The following is a 15,926-nucleotide window of genomic DNA, read 5'->3' as shown; positions in this document are numbered from 1 at the left end:
CATGGACAAACCTTTTGCCATCACGCTCGACGTCGGCTCCTCGCTGGCCAACCGCACCGGTTCCTGGCGCACCAGCCGCCCGGTCTACGTCAACCGCCTTCCGCCCTGCAACAACGCCTGCCCGGCGGGCGAGAACATCCAGGCCTGGCTCTACCACGCCGAGTCCGGCGATTACGAGCAAGCCTGGCGCGAACTGGTGAAGAACAACCCGATGCCCGCGATCATGGGCCGTGTCTGCTACCACCCTTGCGAATCCGCCTGCAACCGCGGCCGCCTCGATGAGCCGGTCAATGTGCATGCGGTGGAACGCTTCCTCGGCGACGATGCGATCCGGCGCGGCTGGGCGGTGGAGCCGGGTCCGGCCAGCGGCAAGAAGGTGCTGGTGATCGGCGCGGGACCGTCCGGCCTGTCCGCCGCATGGCACCTTCGCCTGCTGGGGCATGAGGTCACGATCCATGAAGCCGGCCCGCTCACCGGCGGCATGATGCGCTTCGGTATTCCGAAGTACCGCCTGCCGCGCGATGTGCTCGACGCCGAAGTCAGGCGCATCGAATCCATGGGCGTGGCCATCCGGCTCAACCACAAGGTGGACGACGTGCTCGCGGCGATGAAGGAAGGCGGCTTTGACGCAGTCTTCCTCGCGGTCGGCGCGCATGTCGCCAAACGCGCCTACATCCCGGCCGGCACCGCCAGCCGCATCCTCGACGCGGTATCCGTGCTCAAGAGCATGGAAGGCCAGGAAAAGCCCCTGCTCGGGCGCCGCGTCGTCGTGTACGGCGGCGGCAACACCGCCATCGACGTTGCCCGCACCGCCAAGCGCCTCGGCGCCGAAGAATCGATCATCGTCTACCGCCGCACACGAGAAAAGATGCCGGCGCACGATTTCGAGGTGGAAGAAGCGCTGCAGGAAGGCGTGATGATGAAATGGCTGTCCACCATCAAGGAAGCCGGCGAAGGCAGCTTCACGGTGGAGAAGATGAAGCTCGACGAAAACGGCTTCCCGCAGCCGACCGGCGAGTTCGAGACGATCGAGGCCGATTCGCTGGTGCTGGCGCTCGGCCAGGACGTCGACCTGTCGCTGCTGGCGAATGTGCCGGGGCTGGAAGTCAGGGACGGCATGGTGCAGGTCGACCGCAGCATGATGAGCTCGTATCCCGGCATCTTTGCGGGCGGCGACATGGTGCCTGCGGAACGCACGGTGACGGTCGCCATCGGCCACGGCAAGAAGGCCGCACGTAACATCGACGCATGGCTGCGCGGCACGACCTATGAACCTGCGCCGAAGCACGAGCTGGCGACCTTCGACAAGCTCAACACCTGGTACTACGCCGATGCGCCGAAGACGGTGCAGCCGGTGCTCGACATCATCCGCCGGCAATCGACCTTCGACGAAGTCCTCGGCGGTCTGGATGAAGGCAATGCGCAGTTCGAGGCGCGGCGCTGCCTGTCGTGCGGGAATTGCTTCGAGTGCGACAACTGCTATGGGGTCTGTCCGGACAATGCGGTGATCAAGCTCGGGCCGGGGAAACGGTTCGAGATTAATTACGATTATTGCAAGGGCTGCGGGATCTGCGTATCGGAGTGCCCGTGCGGGGCGATCAGGACGGAGCCGGAGACGATCTAAGCCGCAGCCTGTTGAAAAAAACGGAAAGGCAGGCGTGCCTTTCGATTATTAAAAAACCAACATGCCAAAACGACAAAGCCACCATTCCGGTGGCTTTGCTGCTTCTATATTCGTGCGTTATTCATCTGCTTCCGGTCCGAAACGCAATCGACCTTGCGGAACTGTTTTCGTGCACCATTTTCGAACATTACCCTTGGAATATTTTTCGACAATCAACTATATTTAGAAAAACAATGACAAAGATCAACCTCTAGAAAGGTTGTCCAATGCGGAGCTGGGGAGAATCCAAACGTGCGCGTGCACGCATCGAGATCATTCCGATGATCGATGTGATGATGTTCCTGTTGATTTTTTTTGTCCTCATCAGCATCAACGTCATCCCCACGCTGGGTGTTCGAACCCAGCTTCCCAGGTCTTCCCAAGTACAGCAACTGACTGCGCCGGCACGCATCACCATCACCATCGCAAAGGATGGCGAACTGCGGCTTGATGGCCGGATAGTGGCCCTCGACGAGATTCCGCAGCGGCTTCGCGAAAAGCAGGGAGAGGACACCAACAAGCCAAGCATTCTTGTCAATGGCGACGAAGCTGTCCGGCTGCAGCGACTGCTGGACGTCATGGATGTGGTCAAGGCCAGCGGCTTCGATTCGCTCTCGATCGCTGCGCGAAGAAAGTGAGGGCGCGATGAACGCCCTGTACCGCATGCGGGACTGGATCGGGATTGCACCCGCCTTGCTTGTATTGCTGCTCCTGGTCACCATCCCTGCCCGTCAATTGATGAGCAGGCTTCCAGCCGGACAATTCGAAGTCAACATTGCAGAACCTGCTCCGCTGCCCTCACCGCCGCAACCTGAGCCAGCCCCCTCCATTGCGAGTCCTTCGATGACGATGCCCGTGCCCAAGACACCGGCACCCCGCCGCATGCGCGATGCTGCATCGCCGCAGGCAAAGGCGCAGCCTGAGCCACCGCCCGCAGCACCGGCTTCCCCATCGCCAAACGATGTGCTCGTGCCATCCGACTTGCCGCCGCCTGTGCCGGCACGCGCTCTTCCACCAGCCGCGCTTCCCTCGCCCGTCGAGCCGCCCGCAGCCTTGCAGGAAACAAGAAAAATCAGTGCCGAAGACGCGTACATCGCCCAGATACGATCCGATGTGCAAAGCCGGAAAAAATACCCGACGGGACGAGATGCAAGCATGCAAAAGCCCTCCGGTACCGTTCGCGCCTGCGTGGACCTCAACCGGGCCGGTGTTGCAGCCAGTGATGTCGTGATCGATCGCACATCCCATTCGATGATTCTCGACGCCGAGGCGAGAAAGCTGCTGCGCACCGGCGCCTATCCCCCGTTTCCGGCCGGCGCATTCCCGGGTGAATCGATTCACCGGTTCTGCATCCATCTGGATTACTCGTTTCAACCATCCGGCTAGCGTCTCCTCCTGGCAAAGCTCCCCCCTGCCAAGTTACTGGAAAAGGAAATAATCATGCAGTCAAAGAAATGCACATTGCCTGTCCTGATGACATCCTTGCTGGCCGCATACCCCGGCCAGGTCGATGCACAAGAATCCAGTCCGGCCGCCGCCTCGAAAGTATCCGAGGTAGGAACGATCTCCATTGCCGGAGAAGGCGAGCAGCTGGGCACCGGACTCATCGAACGGGACGACACACCGCGGGCGCGCAGCGCGGTATCCAGGGCAAGCGCGGAGAAAGAACGTGCGACCGCGGATCCCTTCCAGCTGATTGAATTGCTGCCCGGCGTGAACTCGTCCAGCACCGATGCGACCGGCCTGTTCGAAAACGTGTTTTCCAGCAGGGGGTTCTTGAACAACCAGATGGGCTTCACGATTGACGGCGTGCCGATCAATGATGGGGCCAGCACCGTTTTTTCGCAGCCCTTCGTAGACCCGGACAATCTCTGCCAGGTGGCCGTGACGCGCGCATCGAGCGAATTCGATGCGCCCAATATCTACGCAGTGGGCGGCACCGTCAACGTGGCCACATGCGACCCGCTCAACACGGCCGGCGTGCGCCTTTCGCAGACACTCGGACAGCTGAACCTTCGCAAGACCTTTGTCCGAGGCGATACCGGCATGCTGTTCGGCGACCAGTTCAAGGCCTATATTTCGGCGTCAGAGAGCCACGTCGACAAGTGGAAAGGCAAAGGCTCCGCAAACCGCGACCAGTTCGGGCTTGGCGCGGAGCTGAACCTGTCCCCGGGCAATCGCATCACCTTCACCGGCCTTCATAACTTGCAGAACAATGACAATATCCGGCCGCTCACCAAGGCGCAGTTCTACCAGTTCGGCCGCTACTTCGACTATACCGAGACATTTCCCGGGCATCTGACGCCGGTCAAGGGAACCGCGCAGGTAGAGACCGTCAGCAACTACTACGGCCTCAACCGCAATCCTGCGCGCAACTGGCTGTATTCGTTCAAGGGCAGTTTTCAGCTCAAGCCGGATCTGCAACTGAATGTGGAGCCCTACTATTGGTACAGTTATTCCACCGGATTCAGCCAGGAGGCGGTAGTCTCTGAAAGCGCATTCCTCGACAAGGCGACACGTACGCTGACCGGAAAGACAGACCTCAACGGCGACGGCGATACACTGGACTCGATCCTGGTCGCTCGCCAGACGCTCAATACCACCAGGCGCCCCGGCGTCACAATGCGAATCAACTGGCAGCTGGATAATCACAAGATCACGTTCGGTTACTGGTTCGAACGGGCCAGGCTGCGTCAGACGAATCCGGCCGTCCCCGTGAACAACGACGGCACACCTGTCGATCCATGGTTCAACACCGGGTATATCCTGCGTCCCGATGGCAGCCCATACGAGAATACCTCGCGTCTTACGATCACTACCGCAAGGCAGCCCTTCGTGCAGGATTCGATGACCTTCCTGGACGACAGGCTGAATGTGGCGATCGGCGTACGCGCGCCCCGATATACCAATGACTTTTACAACTACGCGAGCGAAGGACGCGCGGGGTCCGGAGCGGTTACGGCTGGTACGGCCAACAGCTTTTACGATTACCAGATCCAGCAGCAGTTCCGAAGCGTGCTTCCTAGCGCCGCAGTGCGTTACTGGCTGACGCCGGAAAATCACGTCTTTGCGAATATCGCGAAAAACTTCAAACCGCCCAATAACCAGACCTACACCAATTCGATCACGAGAGGCGAGGTGCTATTCAGGGCAATCAATACGATACCGGAGAGTTCGATCAATACCGATATCGGCTTTCGGTCGCACGGGTCGAACGGCAGTTTTTCCGCCATCGCGTTTCGCACGCTCTATCGCGACCGGCTGGCGGCCGCATTCGACGACGTCGCATCTGCAACCATCTTTACCAACGTCGGCGCGGTGATCGTCAAGGGGATAGAACTGGAAGCGGGATCGCGACCGTACTTCGGCGGATGGAGCGTTTATGGCTCCTTTGCGTATACCGAGAGCGAAATGAAGGAAAACCTCAAGACCGGCGCGACAACGTCGCTGCCGACAAGCGGCAAGGAATTTCCCAACACGCCGCACGGTATCGCCGGCATTCGCATTCAATATGCGTCGGGCCCCTTCTACGCGCAGCTTCAAACGAAGTACACCGGCAAATTCTTCTCCACCCTGGTCAATGATGAAAGTCTTCCGGGTTATACGGTCACCAACCTCAACCTGGGATGCAAACTGCCGGACGCGGGCATGCTCAAGAATCAAGTCCTGCGGCTTAACATCTCCAATCTTTTCGACAAGATCTACCTGGCATCAAGAGGCAATGTCTTCAATGCCGCGGCGAACAACCCCACCTATTTTGCCGGGGCACCGCGCTTTGTCAGCATTTCCTATGGCGTCTCATTTTGAGCTGATGGTTTCCAAAACACGCGGCAAGGAGCGGTAGATGGATTACGAGAAGTTTCACCAGATAACCTTCTATGTCATGTACGGGGTTATCGCCATCGCCATCACTGTGATTGTCGAGCGTCTTATCTTTTATGCGGTCAACCTGCGCCATGCTGCCGAACTGACCGCTGCCATGCCGCGTGAAATCGAATGTCTGACCGACCTGCCCCAACCGCTCATCAATCGTGACAGTGTCGGTGCCCAGGCAGTGCGGGAAATGCTCGATGTCAGGCATCTTCTTGCCGAACCTGGCGACGTTGAAGATTTGTCGGAAGCCATCTACATCGCCATGAAGGCGAAACTCGTGAGCCGTCTCTGGATCCTGGACACCGTGGTGACGGCGGCACCACTGCTCGGGCTGCTCGGAACGATCTTCGGCATCATCGATACCTTCAGCGTCCTGGCGCAGTCGGGCATCTCCGATCCGTCAGCGGTCAGCAAGGGAATCGGCACAGCATTGTTCGCCACGGCACTGGGCATCGGCATCGCCGTGTTCGGGCTGGTGTTTTACAACCTGTTCAACGAGAAGGTTTCCCGCATTGATGACTACCTGAAGATTCTTCTTCTGCGTGCCGGAACCAGGAGCGGCCGCCAGAACGGAAAACCCCTTTAGGGCGGCCATGCGCAGGACAATGATTCGGCTCTTGCTTGCGGCACTGATACTTTTCGTGACCGATGCCGTCGCCGCAAGGATGCCGCTCGCTGACACACCCATTGCAGCAGAGGCGCATATCCCTGCCAATGTCCTGTTTGTCCTTTCCAATGAATTCACCATCGCGGAAATCTTTGCCTACCGGGATAACCCGGGACGCGTCGAATTTGTGGACGCAAAAGGGCTTGCAGGCGTCAAAGAGTGTCCTGGACTCAGGACATTCAAGCGCGCGCGTATCGGCGATAAAGTGAATGAATTGCTTTGCTATTTCAAGGAAATCAGCTACCCGGGCTATTTTGATCCGAACAAGTGCTACGACTACGACCCCGCGATCCTCTCCAGCACCGCGGACAATACACGAGGCGCCTTCATTCCAAAGGAATATACCAATCGCTTTCACGAATGCAGCAGGCGCTGGAGCGGCAATTTCCTTAATTGGGCGACCGCCCAGGTTGCCGATATCATTCGCATTGCGCTGACCGGAGGCAATCGCTCCGTCGACACAGCCTCGACCACCATCCTGGAAAAGGCAAAACATACAGGCCGGGTCCCTAACGGCATTAATCTCAGGCGCATCGGAGGAAACAGTTTCACCCAGAATGACCTGACCGTCACCCCGGTGGACCGGAGCACGGTCACTCCATTTCCGAGTAACGCCAACGCGCCGCTCTATCTTCGCCTGAGCGATCAACAAATTCAGATAAGCGATGGCTTGCAAATGCAAGTCAGTGAAGAGGTGAACTTCTTCGAGCCGGAATCGTTTTATGTCCGCGTCAAGGTTTGCGATCCGGCGACAGGACTGGAACAGAATTGCAAGAAGTTCGGACAGGCCGCCAAACCTGTCGGTTTGATTCAAGACTACAGCCATGCAATGCGCTTCGGCGCCACTTCTTATGTAGTCGATAACGAAATTTCACGCACCGGCGGTGTGCTGCGCGCCCGGATAAAGGATGTCGGCCCCAGGCGGCATGTCGGCGGCAAGGGGCTCGTCGACAATCCTGAGGCGCAGTGGTCCGCCGCCAATGGGGTATTCCTTGCCAATCCCGATCACATGGATGCAGCCCAAAGCGGTGTCCGCAATAGCGGGGTGGTGAATTACCTGAACAAGCTCGGCAGGACAAGCGGCTACAAGACTTTCGACCCGACCGGCGAACTTTACTATGAGAGCCTGCGGTATCTGCGCGGCCTCTCTCCCACCCCGGAATACCTCCGCGGCATCGACAAGAACATGAAGGATGGCTTTCCCGTCATTACGGAATGGGAAGACCCCATCCAGTTTTCCTGCCAAAGGAATTTCATTATCACCGTGTCAGATGGGGGGCCATGGTGCGACACGCTTGTTCCTGGCAATACGTTTGTCGAAACCTGCTCCGGACATGCGGGCGCACCCAGCGTGCCGGATCCGGCTATTGATGCCACCGCCTTGACCAACCAAGTGGGAGCCCTTGAAGGCATGGACAAGCTTGGCCTGACTTATCCCTGGAGAGCCCAATGGAATTCATACTATATTGCCGGGCTGGCGTATTGGGCCAATACGCAGGACATTCGCCCGGATGATACGGCAGTGCCTCACACCATCGGCAAACAGACAGTGCAGTCTTTTTTTGTCAACACGGTCGGTTCCCGCATTGGCCTCAAAAATCCGCTATGGCTGGCGGCGAAATATGGTGGCCCGGAGGGCATTGAGTATCAATCCCCACCACGGGGCAACGAGAATCCGGAAGCGCAGGAGCGCAATCCTTCCAATTACTTTACTGTCTCGAACACGAGAGTGATCGACGGTGTACTGAACAGGATTTTCTCTACCATCGCCGCATCGTCACGTACGAGTGCAAGCACCGGGGTCGCATTTCAAAGCCAGAACGGGACGGCTTCCGTCAGCAAAGGCAGCAGCGTCTATCAGACGTTCTTCACATCGACCCAATGGAGCGGCGACGTCGCGGGCGGGAATCTGGAGTTCAACAATGAACCGTCGACGGCCAGCTTCAAGAAGTCCTGGAGCGCGGCGTCCCTGCTCGACCAGCTTGCCGCCGGGGATGGCTGGAAAAGCAAGCGAAAGATCGTCACGATGAGCGCGGGGCGCGCCGTGCCGTTTGCGCGAAGCAGGCTTTCGGCATCCCAGCAACGTGCGCTGGGACACACGGTCGCAGCGCAAACCGACATGGTGGAATACATTCGCGGAAACCGGAACAAGGAAAAAAATGCGTTCCGGGAACGCGTCCATCTCCTGGGCGATATCGTTCACTCCGGTGCCATGGTGGTGGCCGACAAGGATGCACCGTACAGCGAATCCGCTCATCCGGGTTACGCCGCCTTCAAAGCCAAGGCGCGCACGAAGATGATCTATGCCGGCGCCAACGACGGCATGCTGCATGCGTTCAACGGTGAAACCGACCTCGCCCGGGATGCCAACGGCGGGCAGGAAGTGTGGGCGTATATCCCCAGCTTCGTGATCATTGGCCCGAGCGGCAAGCCGTCGGCGGATGGCCTCGCCGCAATCGCTTCGCGCGCAAAGCCCTATACGCATCGCTACCATGTCGATGCGCCGCTGGAAGTGCGCGACGTCGATTTCTCGGATACGAAGGATGCGAAAGGCGCGCCTCCCGATTGGCGCACCCTCCTCGTGGGCGGACTGGGCAAAGGGGGAAAAGGCTTCTATGCGCTCGATGTGACCGATGGCGCGGCAGCACCGAGCGAGGAAGCGGCAGCGGGAAAGGTGCTCTGGGAATTCACCGACAGGGACATGGGTTTCAGCTACGGCCGCCCGGTCATCGTGCACACGGCAAAAGACGGCTGGGTCGTGCTGCTCACCTCGGGTTACGACAATGGTTCGGGGAAGAACAAGGGCGAAGGATTTCTCTATGTGGTCAATGCACGTACGGGAAAACTGATCCAGAAAATCGGCACGCACGCGCATGGCGAGGGTCTCGCGCAGGGGGCGGTCTACGTCGACAACGCGGAGAACTTCACGGCCGGCCAGTTCTACGCGGGAGACCTGCTGGGCAATGTATGGCGCTTCGACTTGTCCATCAAAGCAGGTAAGTACCCTCCTCCCGCCAAGCTTGCCGCCTTGACGTCTCCCGACGGAAAACCGCAACCCGTAACCGCTGCGCCGCGGATTGCCATTTCAACGCATCAGCAGAATCGCTGGGTACTGGTTGGCACCGGGAGGGACCTGGCGCCGGCCGATGCCTGGAATCCGCAGCAGCAGACAATGTATGCCATCCGTGACGGCAGCAAGGAGATGCCTTCCGCCGTCCGGAATCCACTGACACGGCGTGATTTCTCCGTCGTGATGGACGGCGGACCGCGGCTGCCGCTTCCAGGAAAGGGATGGTTGGTCGACATGCAGCGGAGCGCTCCGTCGGCAGGCAGCGAGCAGATCACGCAGGCGATTGCGGAAAGCAGCGGCATTGTCAGCTTCCTCGGCAAGTCGGCGAGCGATGATCCCTGCCGTCCGCTTGGCACCGGTAATGCCTATGCGGTCGAACTCGAGTCCGGATTCAGCGTGCTCAAGGACAGCCAGGGCAAACCGAAGCGCGCCTATTCGGGTGATGCCTTCACAAGTTCGGTATTCGTACGGCTGGATTCGGGCCTGGCGATCGTCCTGGCCGACATCAACGGAAATTTCACAGTGCCGTACAGAGAAGTGCAAGCATCGGGTAAGAGAAAATAAGGGCAGACATTCATGTCGACTTCCTGGCGTCCCCAGCTATTCCGATTCCTGCCCGGCTGGCTGGTTTGCGCCATGCTGATTTTTCCGGCCTTGCGTACCCATGCGGCTATAGACCCGTTGCATGATCTTGTCCGGATTGTCGATTCCGGGCCGGAATCGGCGAGCAAGGCAGCAAGAAAAGCGGCGGATGCGGCGAACAATGAGGGGAACAAGGAAGAAGAGCTGAAGTCATTGCGCGTTTTACTTCTGGCGCGTGCGTATGTGGACAAATCGATCAGTAACCAGATTGTTGAACGCATCGTCGCATTGGATCGGGAGCTTGGCGTGCATGAAGCAATGTGCGAACTCCTCGGCTTGCGAGCCAAGGATATCTCGATGGTTCAATCCAGGGACGCGAACCTGATGTATGGTGAAGCGATTGCTTTTGCTGAACGACATCAATTAACTGACTGCGTCCCGATGATCTATCTCGACATGGGCAAGGGATATGTGTCGAGGAACGAGAAATCCGAGGCAATGGCAGTTCTGTCCAAAGCCTACTCGCTGTTTCAGGAGCAACAGGACAATGCGGGCATGTCCCAGACCCTGGGCCAGATTGCCGAAGTCTTCGGCGGACCGGAAGCCAACGAGGAAGACCAGGAAAAGGCCGAGGCATATTTCCGGCAAGCGCTTGAACTCATCGATCCTGCCGTATACCGGCATACCGCCAGTCTGCACAACCTGGGGCTTGGGCTGACCTTTTATCATCGCCGGCGATATGGCGATGCCAGGCAGTTTCTCGAAAAGGCCCTCGCCATTTCACGTGAGATGAACGCAGTCGTCTATACGGCAATCATTCAGTTCCACCTGGCCCGCCTAGCCAAGGAGGAAAAGCGATTGCCGGATGCGCTTGCACTCCTTGAACAGGCATTACCCTCGCTTGGCGATATAGCCGACAGGTATTTCCTGGTTGGCGCTTTCCTCACGCGTGCCGAGACGCTTGCTCAACTCAGCCGCACTGAGGAGTCCATCCAGTCGCTGCTTGACGCCAAAGCCGCCCTGCCGCGCAACGGCTACCACAACAGCGCGAAGATTTATGCGGATTACTATGCACGTGCCGGCAGGCTGTACGCGAAGCTGGGCGATTACCAAAACGCTTTCCAGGAAATGGATTTGCTGCAGGAATCCAGCCAGCGCCTGATGGAGACCTCCAATATGCGCCTGGCCGACGAACTCAAGACCCGCTTCGACGTGAGATTGAAGGAAGCGGAGAATGCACGGCTGCGCGCCGAACAGCAGCAGGCCGACACCCTGCGCATGGCCATGGCGCTTGCATTTGTGCTCGCCCTGTTATTGCTGGGCAGTGTCGTCCTGCATTTGCGGCGCCGTGCGGAAGCGGCAAAGATCGATGCAATGCATCACCATGCGCTTGCCAATGCCGAAGCCCGGCGCGCCGAAGCATCGGAAGCGGCCAGCCAGGCCAAAAGCGCCTTCCTGGCCAACATGAGTCACGAGCTGCGCTCCCCATTGAACGCCATGCTGGGCTTCACCCGCCTGATGATGCGCGACAAGCGGCTTGCGCCGGACGTGGTCGATGACTTGCGCGTGGTGCACAAGAGCGGCGAGCATTTGTACATGCTGATCAACCAGGTCCTGGACCTGTCCAAGATCGAAGCGGGACGCGCCACGCTGGTGGAAAGGGGCTTCGACCTGCATGGCTTGCTCGATGAACTGGGCGACATGTTCGCGGCGGCCGCCTGGCAAAAAGGCCTGGACCTGAAGGTCGAACACGACGCCGACGTGCCCCAGTTCATTCACACCGATGAAGTCAAGCTGCGCCAGATTCTCATCAACCTGCTCAGCAATGCATTGAAGTTCACCTCCAACGGCGGCGTGATCCTGCACGTGCAACGGCAGGCAAGCGATACGCTCAATGCCGATCACGCGCTCCCCGAGCCGCCTTGCTCGCTGAAATTCTCTGTCGTCGATAGCGGCATTGGCATCGCCCCTGAAGATTTGTGCCGTCTTGGAGAAGCCTTCGTCCAGGCCAAGGCGGGCCAATTGGCCAAGGAGGGAACCGGCCTTGGGCTGGCATTGAGCCGCAGCTTCGTGCACCTGATGGGCGGCGAACTGAACATCTCCAGCGAACCGGGGAAAGGCTGTACCGTCACTTTCTGCATTCCGGTTCGCCCCGTCGCCCGGGAGGAGATCGAGGTGAGCGCCGCCCCGCTGACCCGGCGCGCAGTCGGGCTGGCGCCCGGGCAGCCGCGCTATCGCATCCTGGCGGTGGATGACAGGGAAGAAGGACGGGTGCTGCTCGCCAAGCTGCTCACGCCGCTGGGATTCGACGTGCGCGGCGCGGGCAACGGCAAGGAAGCGATCGAGATCTGGGAAGAATGGCAACCGCATCTGATCTGGATGGATATGCGCATGCCCGTCATGGACGGACGCGAAGCCACCAGGCGCATCAAGGCTACCGAACAAGGAAGGAATACCGTCATCATCGCGCTCACCGCCAGCAGTTTCGAGGAAGAGCGCGAGCAGATTCTCGCCATCGGCTGCGACGATTTCCTGCGCAAGCCGTTCCGCGAGAATGCGCTGTTCGAATTGATGGAAGCGCATTTGAAGGTGCGTTTCGAGTACGACCAGGATGCGGTGGCAGACCCTGCGGTGCGGCTGGATGCCGCGTCATTGGCATCCCTCCCGGCGCAATTGCGGACCGAGCTTGCCGACGCACTGACCAAACTGGATACCGGCGCCATCAACCGGGTCATCGATACGATCCGTTCCGGTAGCAACAGCCACCTGGCGCAGGCATTGAGCGCGGCGGCCGACCAATTCGAGTACGGCGCGATCCTGAAAGCGCTCAACGAAATAGATGAAAGTTCTCCGCAGCCATGATCAGGGAGCCGGAATGACCGATTCTGCGAACACGTCAAATGCAGCAGGCATGGCGGAGAGGATCCTGATCGTCGACGATACGCCGGCCAACCTGCGCCTGCTCATGCATATGCTTGGCGAGCAGGGTTACATCGTCCATCCGGCGACCAACGGCGAGCTTGCGCTGCAATTTGTCCAGACCACCCTTCCCGACCTGATCCTGCTCGATATCTTCATGCCGGGCATGGACGGTTATGAACTGTGCAGGCTATTGAAGGCAGACGAGCGCACGCGCGATATACCGGTGATTTTTCTCAGCTCGGCGGACCAGGCAGTGGACAAGCTCAAGGCCTTTTCAAGCGGCGGCGTCGATTACGTCGTGCGCCCCTTGCATGTGGAAGAAGTCCTGGCACGGATCAGGACCCATCTGTCGCTGCGCAACCTGCAAAAAAAGCTGGAGGAGCGGGTCGAAGCCCGCACTGCCGAACTCATCGAGGCAAATCTGCGCCTGCAGGCAGAAAATGCGGAGCGAAGGCAAGCAGAATTCCGCATTCGCTACATGGCACATTACGATGCCTTGACCGACTTGCCCAACCGCGTGTTGCTGCAGGATCGCATCCAGAAGGCGGTCGACTATGCCGCCCGCAACAAGACACAGATCGCGGTGCTATTTGTCGACCTCGACTATTTCAAGAACATCAACGACTCCCTCGGCCACATGGTGGGCGACAGCATGTTGCAACTGGTCGCGCGGCGCTTGCAGCTGTGCCTGCGCAAGCATGATGATGTCGGCCGCCTGGGTGGCGACGAATTCGTGTTGTGTCTTCCGCTGATGAATGGCAGGACAGACGCAGCGCTGGTTGCCCAAAAGGTTCTCGACGCCCTGCATCAACCTTTTATTATCAACGACATGGAAATGCACGTTGGGGCCAGCATCGGTATCAGCCTGTATCCGGACGATGGCGCCGATGTGGAAACCCTGATGCGCGCAGCGGATATGGCGATGTACTGCGCAAAGGAGAGCGGCCGCAGCAATTACCAGTTCTTCACGCCATCCTTGAGCAAGTCGGTGGAACAGCGCCTGGACCTGGAAAACCGCTTGCGGCATGCCTTCGCGCGTGGCGAGTTTGCACTCTACTATCAGCCGCAAGTCGACATGGAAGCCGGCATGATCTTTTCGGCCGAGGCCCTGCTCCGCTGGCGCCAACCGGGCCGCGAACCCATCACATGCAGTGCGTTCATCGCCATCGCGGAAGAGACTGGCCTCATCGTGCCGCTTGGTGAATGGGTCCTGCGAGAAGCCTGCAAACAGTTGCGCGTCTGGCACGATGACGGCTTTCCCGAATTGCACATGTCGGTCAACATCTCGCCTCGCCAGTTTGCCCAATCCAATTTTATTCCGACGGTCGAAAGCATCCTCGTGGAGAGCGGTGTGCCGGCCAGCGCGTTGACACTGGAAATTACCGAAAACCTCCTGCTGCAGCGTAGCGAAGAAAACATGATGGCCCTCAAGCACTTGAGCGGCATGGGAATACATCTGTCCATTGACGATTTCGGCACCGGGTACTCGAGCCTGGCCTATCTCCAGCGTTTTCCCGTCCACACCCTGAAGGTGGACCAGTCATTCGTGCGCGGCATAGGAGAAAATCCCAATGACATGGCGCTGGTGACCGCCATCATCGCGATGGCGCAAAGCCTGCATTTGAACGTGGTGGCAGAAGGCGTGGAAAACCAGGATCAAGCGAATTTTCTGGTCTCACGAGGCTGTCTCGCTGCACAGGGCTTCTATTACAGCAAGCCGGTGCCGGCTGAGGACTTTCATGAACTGCTGCGGGCCGGGCAGGACAAAGGCTTAAACAATAGAGAATCGTAGGGTGGGTGGGGCCGCCGAGGTAGAGCAAAGCGAAACCCACCATGACACGAATCTGGAGCGCACGGTGGGCTTCGCTTCGCTCTACCCACCCTACTTCATGACGGTATTACTCCGCCGGCGCCTCATGCGCCTCGTGCGCCTCGTGTGCCTTCACATCCCCGCGCTGCACATGAATGTGCTCCTTCAGCTTGCGAGCTGCCGCATCGAATGCATCGCGCACGGCGATATACACGTCTTCATTCGGATGCGTACGGTTGAGCACGATTTCCGCGCCCGGGATCGTCAGGTCGATGCGCACTTCATACTCGTGACCCTGGTGCTTGTGCTTGCCGCTGGTTTCCACCGTCACGTCGCAACGGTTGATGCGGTCGGAGATCTGGCTCAGTTTTTCGGCCCGCTTGCGGATTTCTGCCTCGACGGCTTCGGATGCGGGAATGTTGTGGAACTTGATGTTGAGGGAGTTGACCATGACTGTTTCTATGAATGATTAATCGATCGCGCATGTACTGTGCATTCCACAGGATGCCGCAAATCAACATGCGCGCAAGGACAGGGTATGCACCCTGCCCTCGCATTTCCTTGATCGTGGTCAATAAAACAAGAAGCCAATGCTATCCGTTCAGATTCCGTCGAACTTGATGCCCTGCTTGACGACCAGGCGCTTCATCTTGTCCAGTTCTGCCCGGATCTCGGCGGCGTATTCCGCCGGCGTATTGCCGACAGCCTGCGCGCCGTTCTGCGCGAGCCGATCCCTCACTTCCGGCATGTTCAGCACCTTGACGGTTGCCTGGTGCAGCCTGGCGATGATGTCGTCCGGCGTCTTCGGCGGGGCGACAAAGCCGTACCAGGCCGGGTCATTGACCTGCTTCAGGCCGAGTTCGGCGAAGGTCGGAACACCAGGCATCTCCGACAGGCGCTGCGGCCAGGCGATGGCCAGCGCGCGCAGTTTTCCACCCTTGATGTGCGGCATGGACGACGGCAGGTTGTCGAACATCATGTCGACCTGGCCGCCCAGCAGGTCGTTCAGCGCCGGGCCTGAGCCGCGATAGGGAATGTGCAGGATGAAGGTGCCTGTCGAAATCTTGAACTGCTCGCCCACCATGTGCAGGATGCTGCAAGTGCCGGAAGTCGCATAGGACAGCTTGCCCGGGTTGGCCTTGACCTGCGCCATGAACTGCTTGAAATCGGCTGCGGTCATCTTCGAACCCACGGTCAGCACGTTCGGCGTGCGCGCGACATTGGTGATGGGCGCGAAATCGCGCAGCGGGTCGTAGCCCAGCTTCGGATTGCAGGCCGGGTTGACGGCGTGCGTCGACACCGTCGCCATGCCGATGGTGTAGCCGTCCGGGTCGGATTT

The 15,926-nt window shown here is 59.0% G+C and carries 10 protein-coding genes; 8 read left to right on the top strand and 2 right to left on the bottom strand.

Annotated elements, in window-relative coordinates; all coding sequences use genetic code 11:
* Position 1 precedes the first annotated feature (1 nt).
* From AYR66_RS24410 to AYR66_RS24375, 8 genes are all read left to right on the top strand, one after another.
* Complete coding sequence (locus tag AYR66_RS24410) at positions 2-1,624, top strand: NAD(P)-binding protein (RefSeq protein ID WP_088710156.1); 1,623 nt, start codon at positions 2-4, stop codon at positions 1,622-1,624.
* Between the two features lie 320 nt (positions 1,625-1,944).
* Positions 1,945-2,301 carry an ExbD/TolR family protein gene (locus tag AYR66_RS24405; protein ID WP_234815077.1) on the top strand — a complete coding sequence of 119 codons (357 nt, stop codon included), beginning with the start codon at positions 1,945-1,947 and terminating at the stop codon, positions 2,299-2,301.
* The gene (locus tag AYR66_RS28570) at positions 2,201-3,049 is read left to right on the top strand and encodes an energy transducer TonB (RefSeq protein WP_170942356.1); all 849 of its coding nucleotides are present in this window, start codon (positions 2,201-2,203) and stop codon (positions 3,047-3,049) included. Before AYR66_RS24405 ends, AYR66_RS28570 begins: the two co-directional genes overlap by 101 nt.
* 54 nt (positions 3,050-3,103) lie before the next feature.
* Positions 3,104-5,470, top strand: a complete 2,367-nt coding sequence (locus tag AYR66_RS24395) for a TonB-dependent receptor (protein WP_088710153.1) — start codon at positions 3,104-3,106, stop codon at positions 5,468-5,470.
* A 37-nt stretch (positions 5,471-5,507) separates the two neighbouring features.
* Positions 5,508-6,122 carry a MotA/TolQ/ExbB proton channel family protein gene (locus AYR66_RS24390; protein ID WP_088710152.1) on the top strand — a complete coding sequence of 205 codons (615 nt, stop codon included), beginning with the start codon at positions 5,508-5,510 and terminating at the stop codon, positions 6,120-6,122.
* 55 nt (positions 6,123-6,177) lie between these two features.
* Positions 6,178-9,837 (top strand): pilus assembly protein, encoded by a 3,660-nt coding sequence (locus tag AYR66_RS24385; protein WP_170942355.1) that lies wholly within the window; start codon positions 6,178-6,180, stop codon positions 9,835-9,837.
* A 12-nt stretch (positions 9,838-9,849) separates the two neighbouring features.
* Entirely contained in the window at positions 9,850-12,717 is a 2,868-nt protein-coding gene (locus tag AYR66_RS24380) for an ATP-binding protein (RefSeq protein ID WP_088710150.1), read from the top strand.
* 13 nt (positions 12,718-12,730) lie between these two features.
* Positions 12,731-14,569: a putative bifunctional diguanylate cyclase/phosphodiesterase gene (locus AYR66_RS24375; RefSeq protein WP_170942354.1), complete on the top strand. Its 1,839-nt coding sequence runs from the start codon at positions 12,731-12,733 to the stop codon at positions 14,567-14,569.
* A gap of 106 nt (positions 14,570-14,675) precedes the next feature.
* Here the strand turns inward: AYR66_RS24375 and AYR66_RS24370 are convergent, their stop codons facing one another.
* Both AYR66_RS24370 and AYR66_RS24365 read right to left on the bottom strand, forming a co-directional pair.
* Positions 14,676-15,038, bottom strand: a complete 363-nt coding sequence (locus AYR66_RS24370; protein ID WP_088710148.1) for an HPF/RaiA family ribosome-associated protein — start codon at positions 15,036-15,038, stop codon at positions 14,676-14,678.
* 150 nt (positions 15,039-15,188) lie between these two features.
* Positions 15,189-15,926 (bottom strand): tripartite tricarboxylate transporter substrate-binding protein (locus tag AYR66_RS24365; protein WP_088710253.1); only part of this gene is annotated, 738 nt, incomplete at its 5' end.

The sequence above is a fragment of the Noviherbaspirillum denitrificans genome (assembly GCF_002211445.1).
GTDB classification, from domain to species: domain Bacteria; phylum Pseudomonadota; class Gammaproteobacteria; order Burkholderiales; family Burkholderiaceae_D; genus Noviherbaspirillum; species Noviherbaspirillum denitrificans.
The sequence above is the reverse complement of the archived record's forward strand: the minus strand, read 5'-3'. Positions and strand labels throughout refer to the sequence as shown.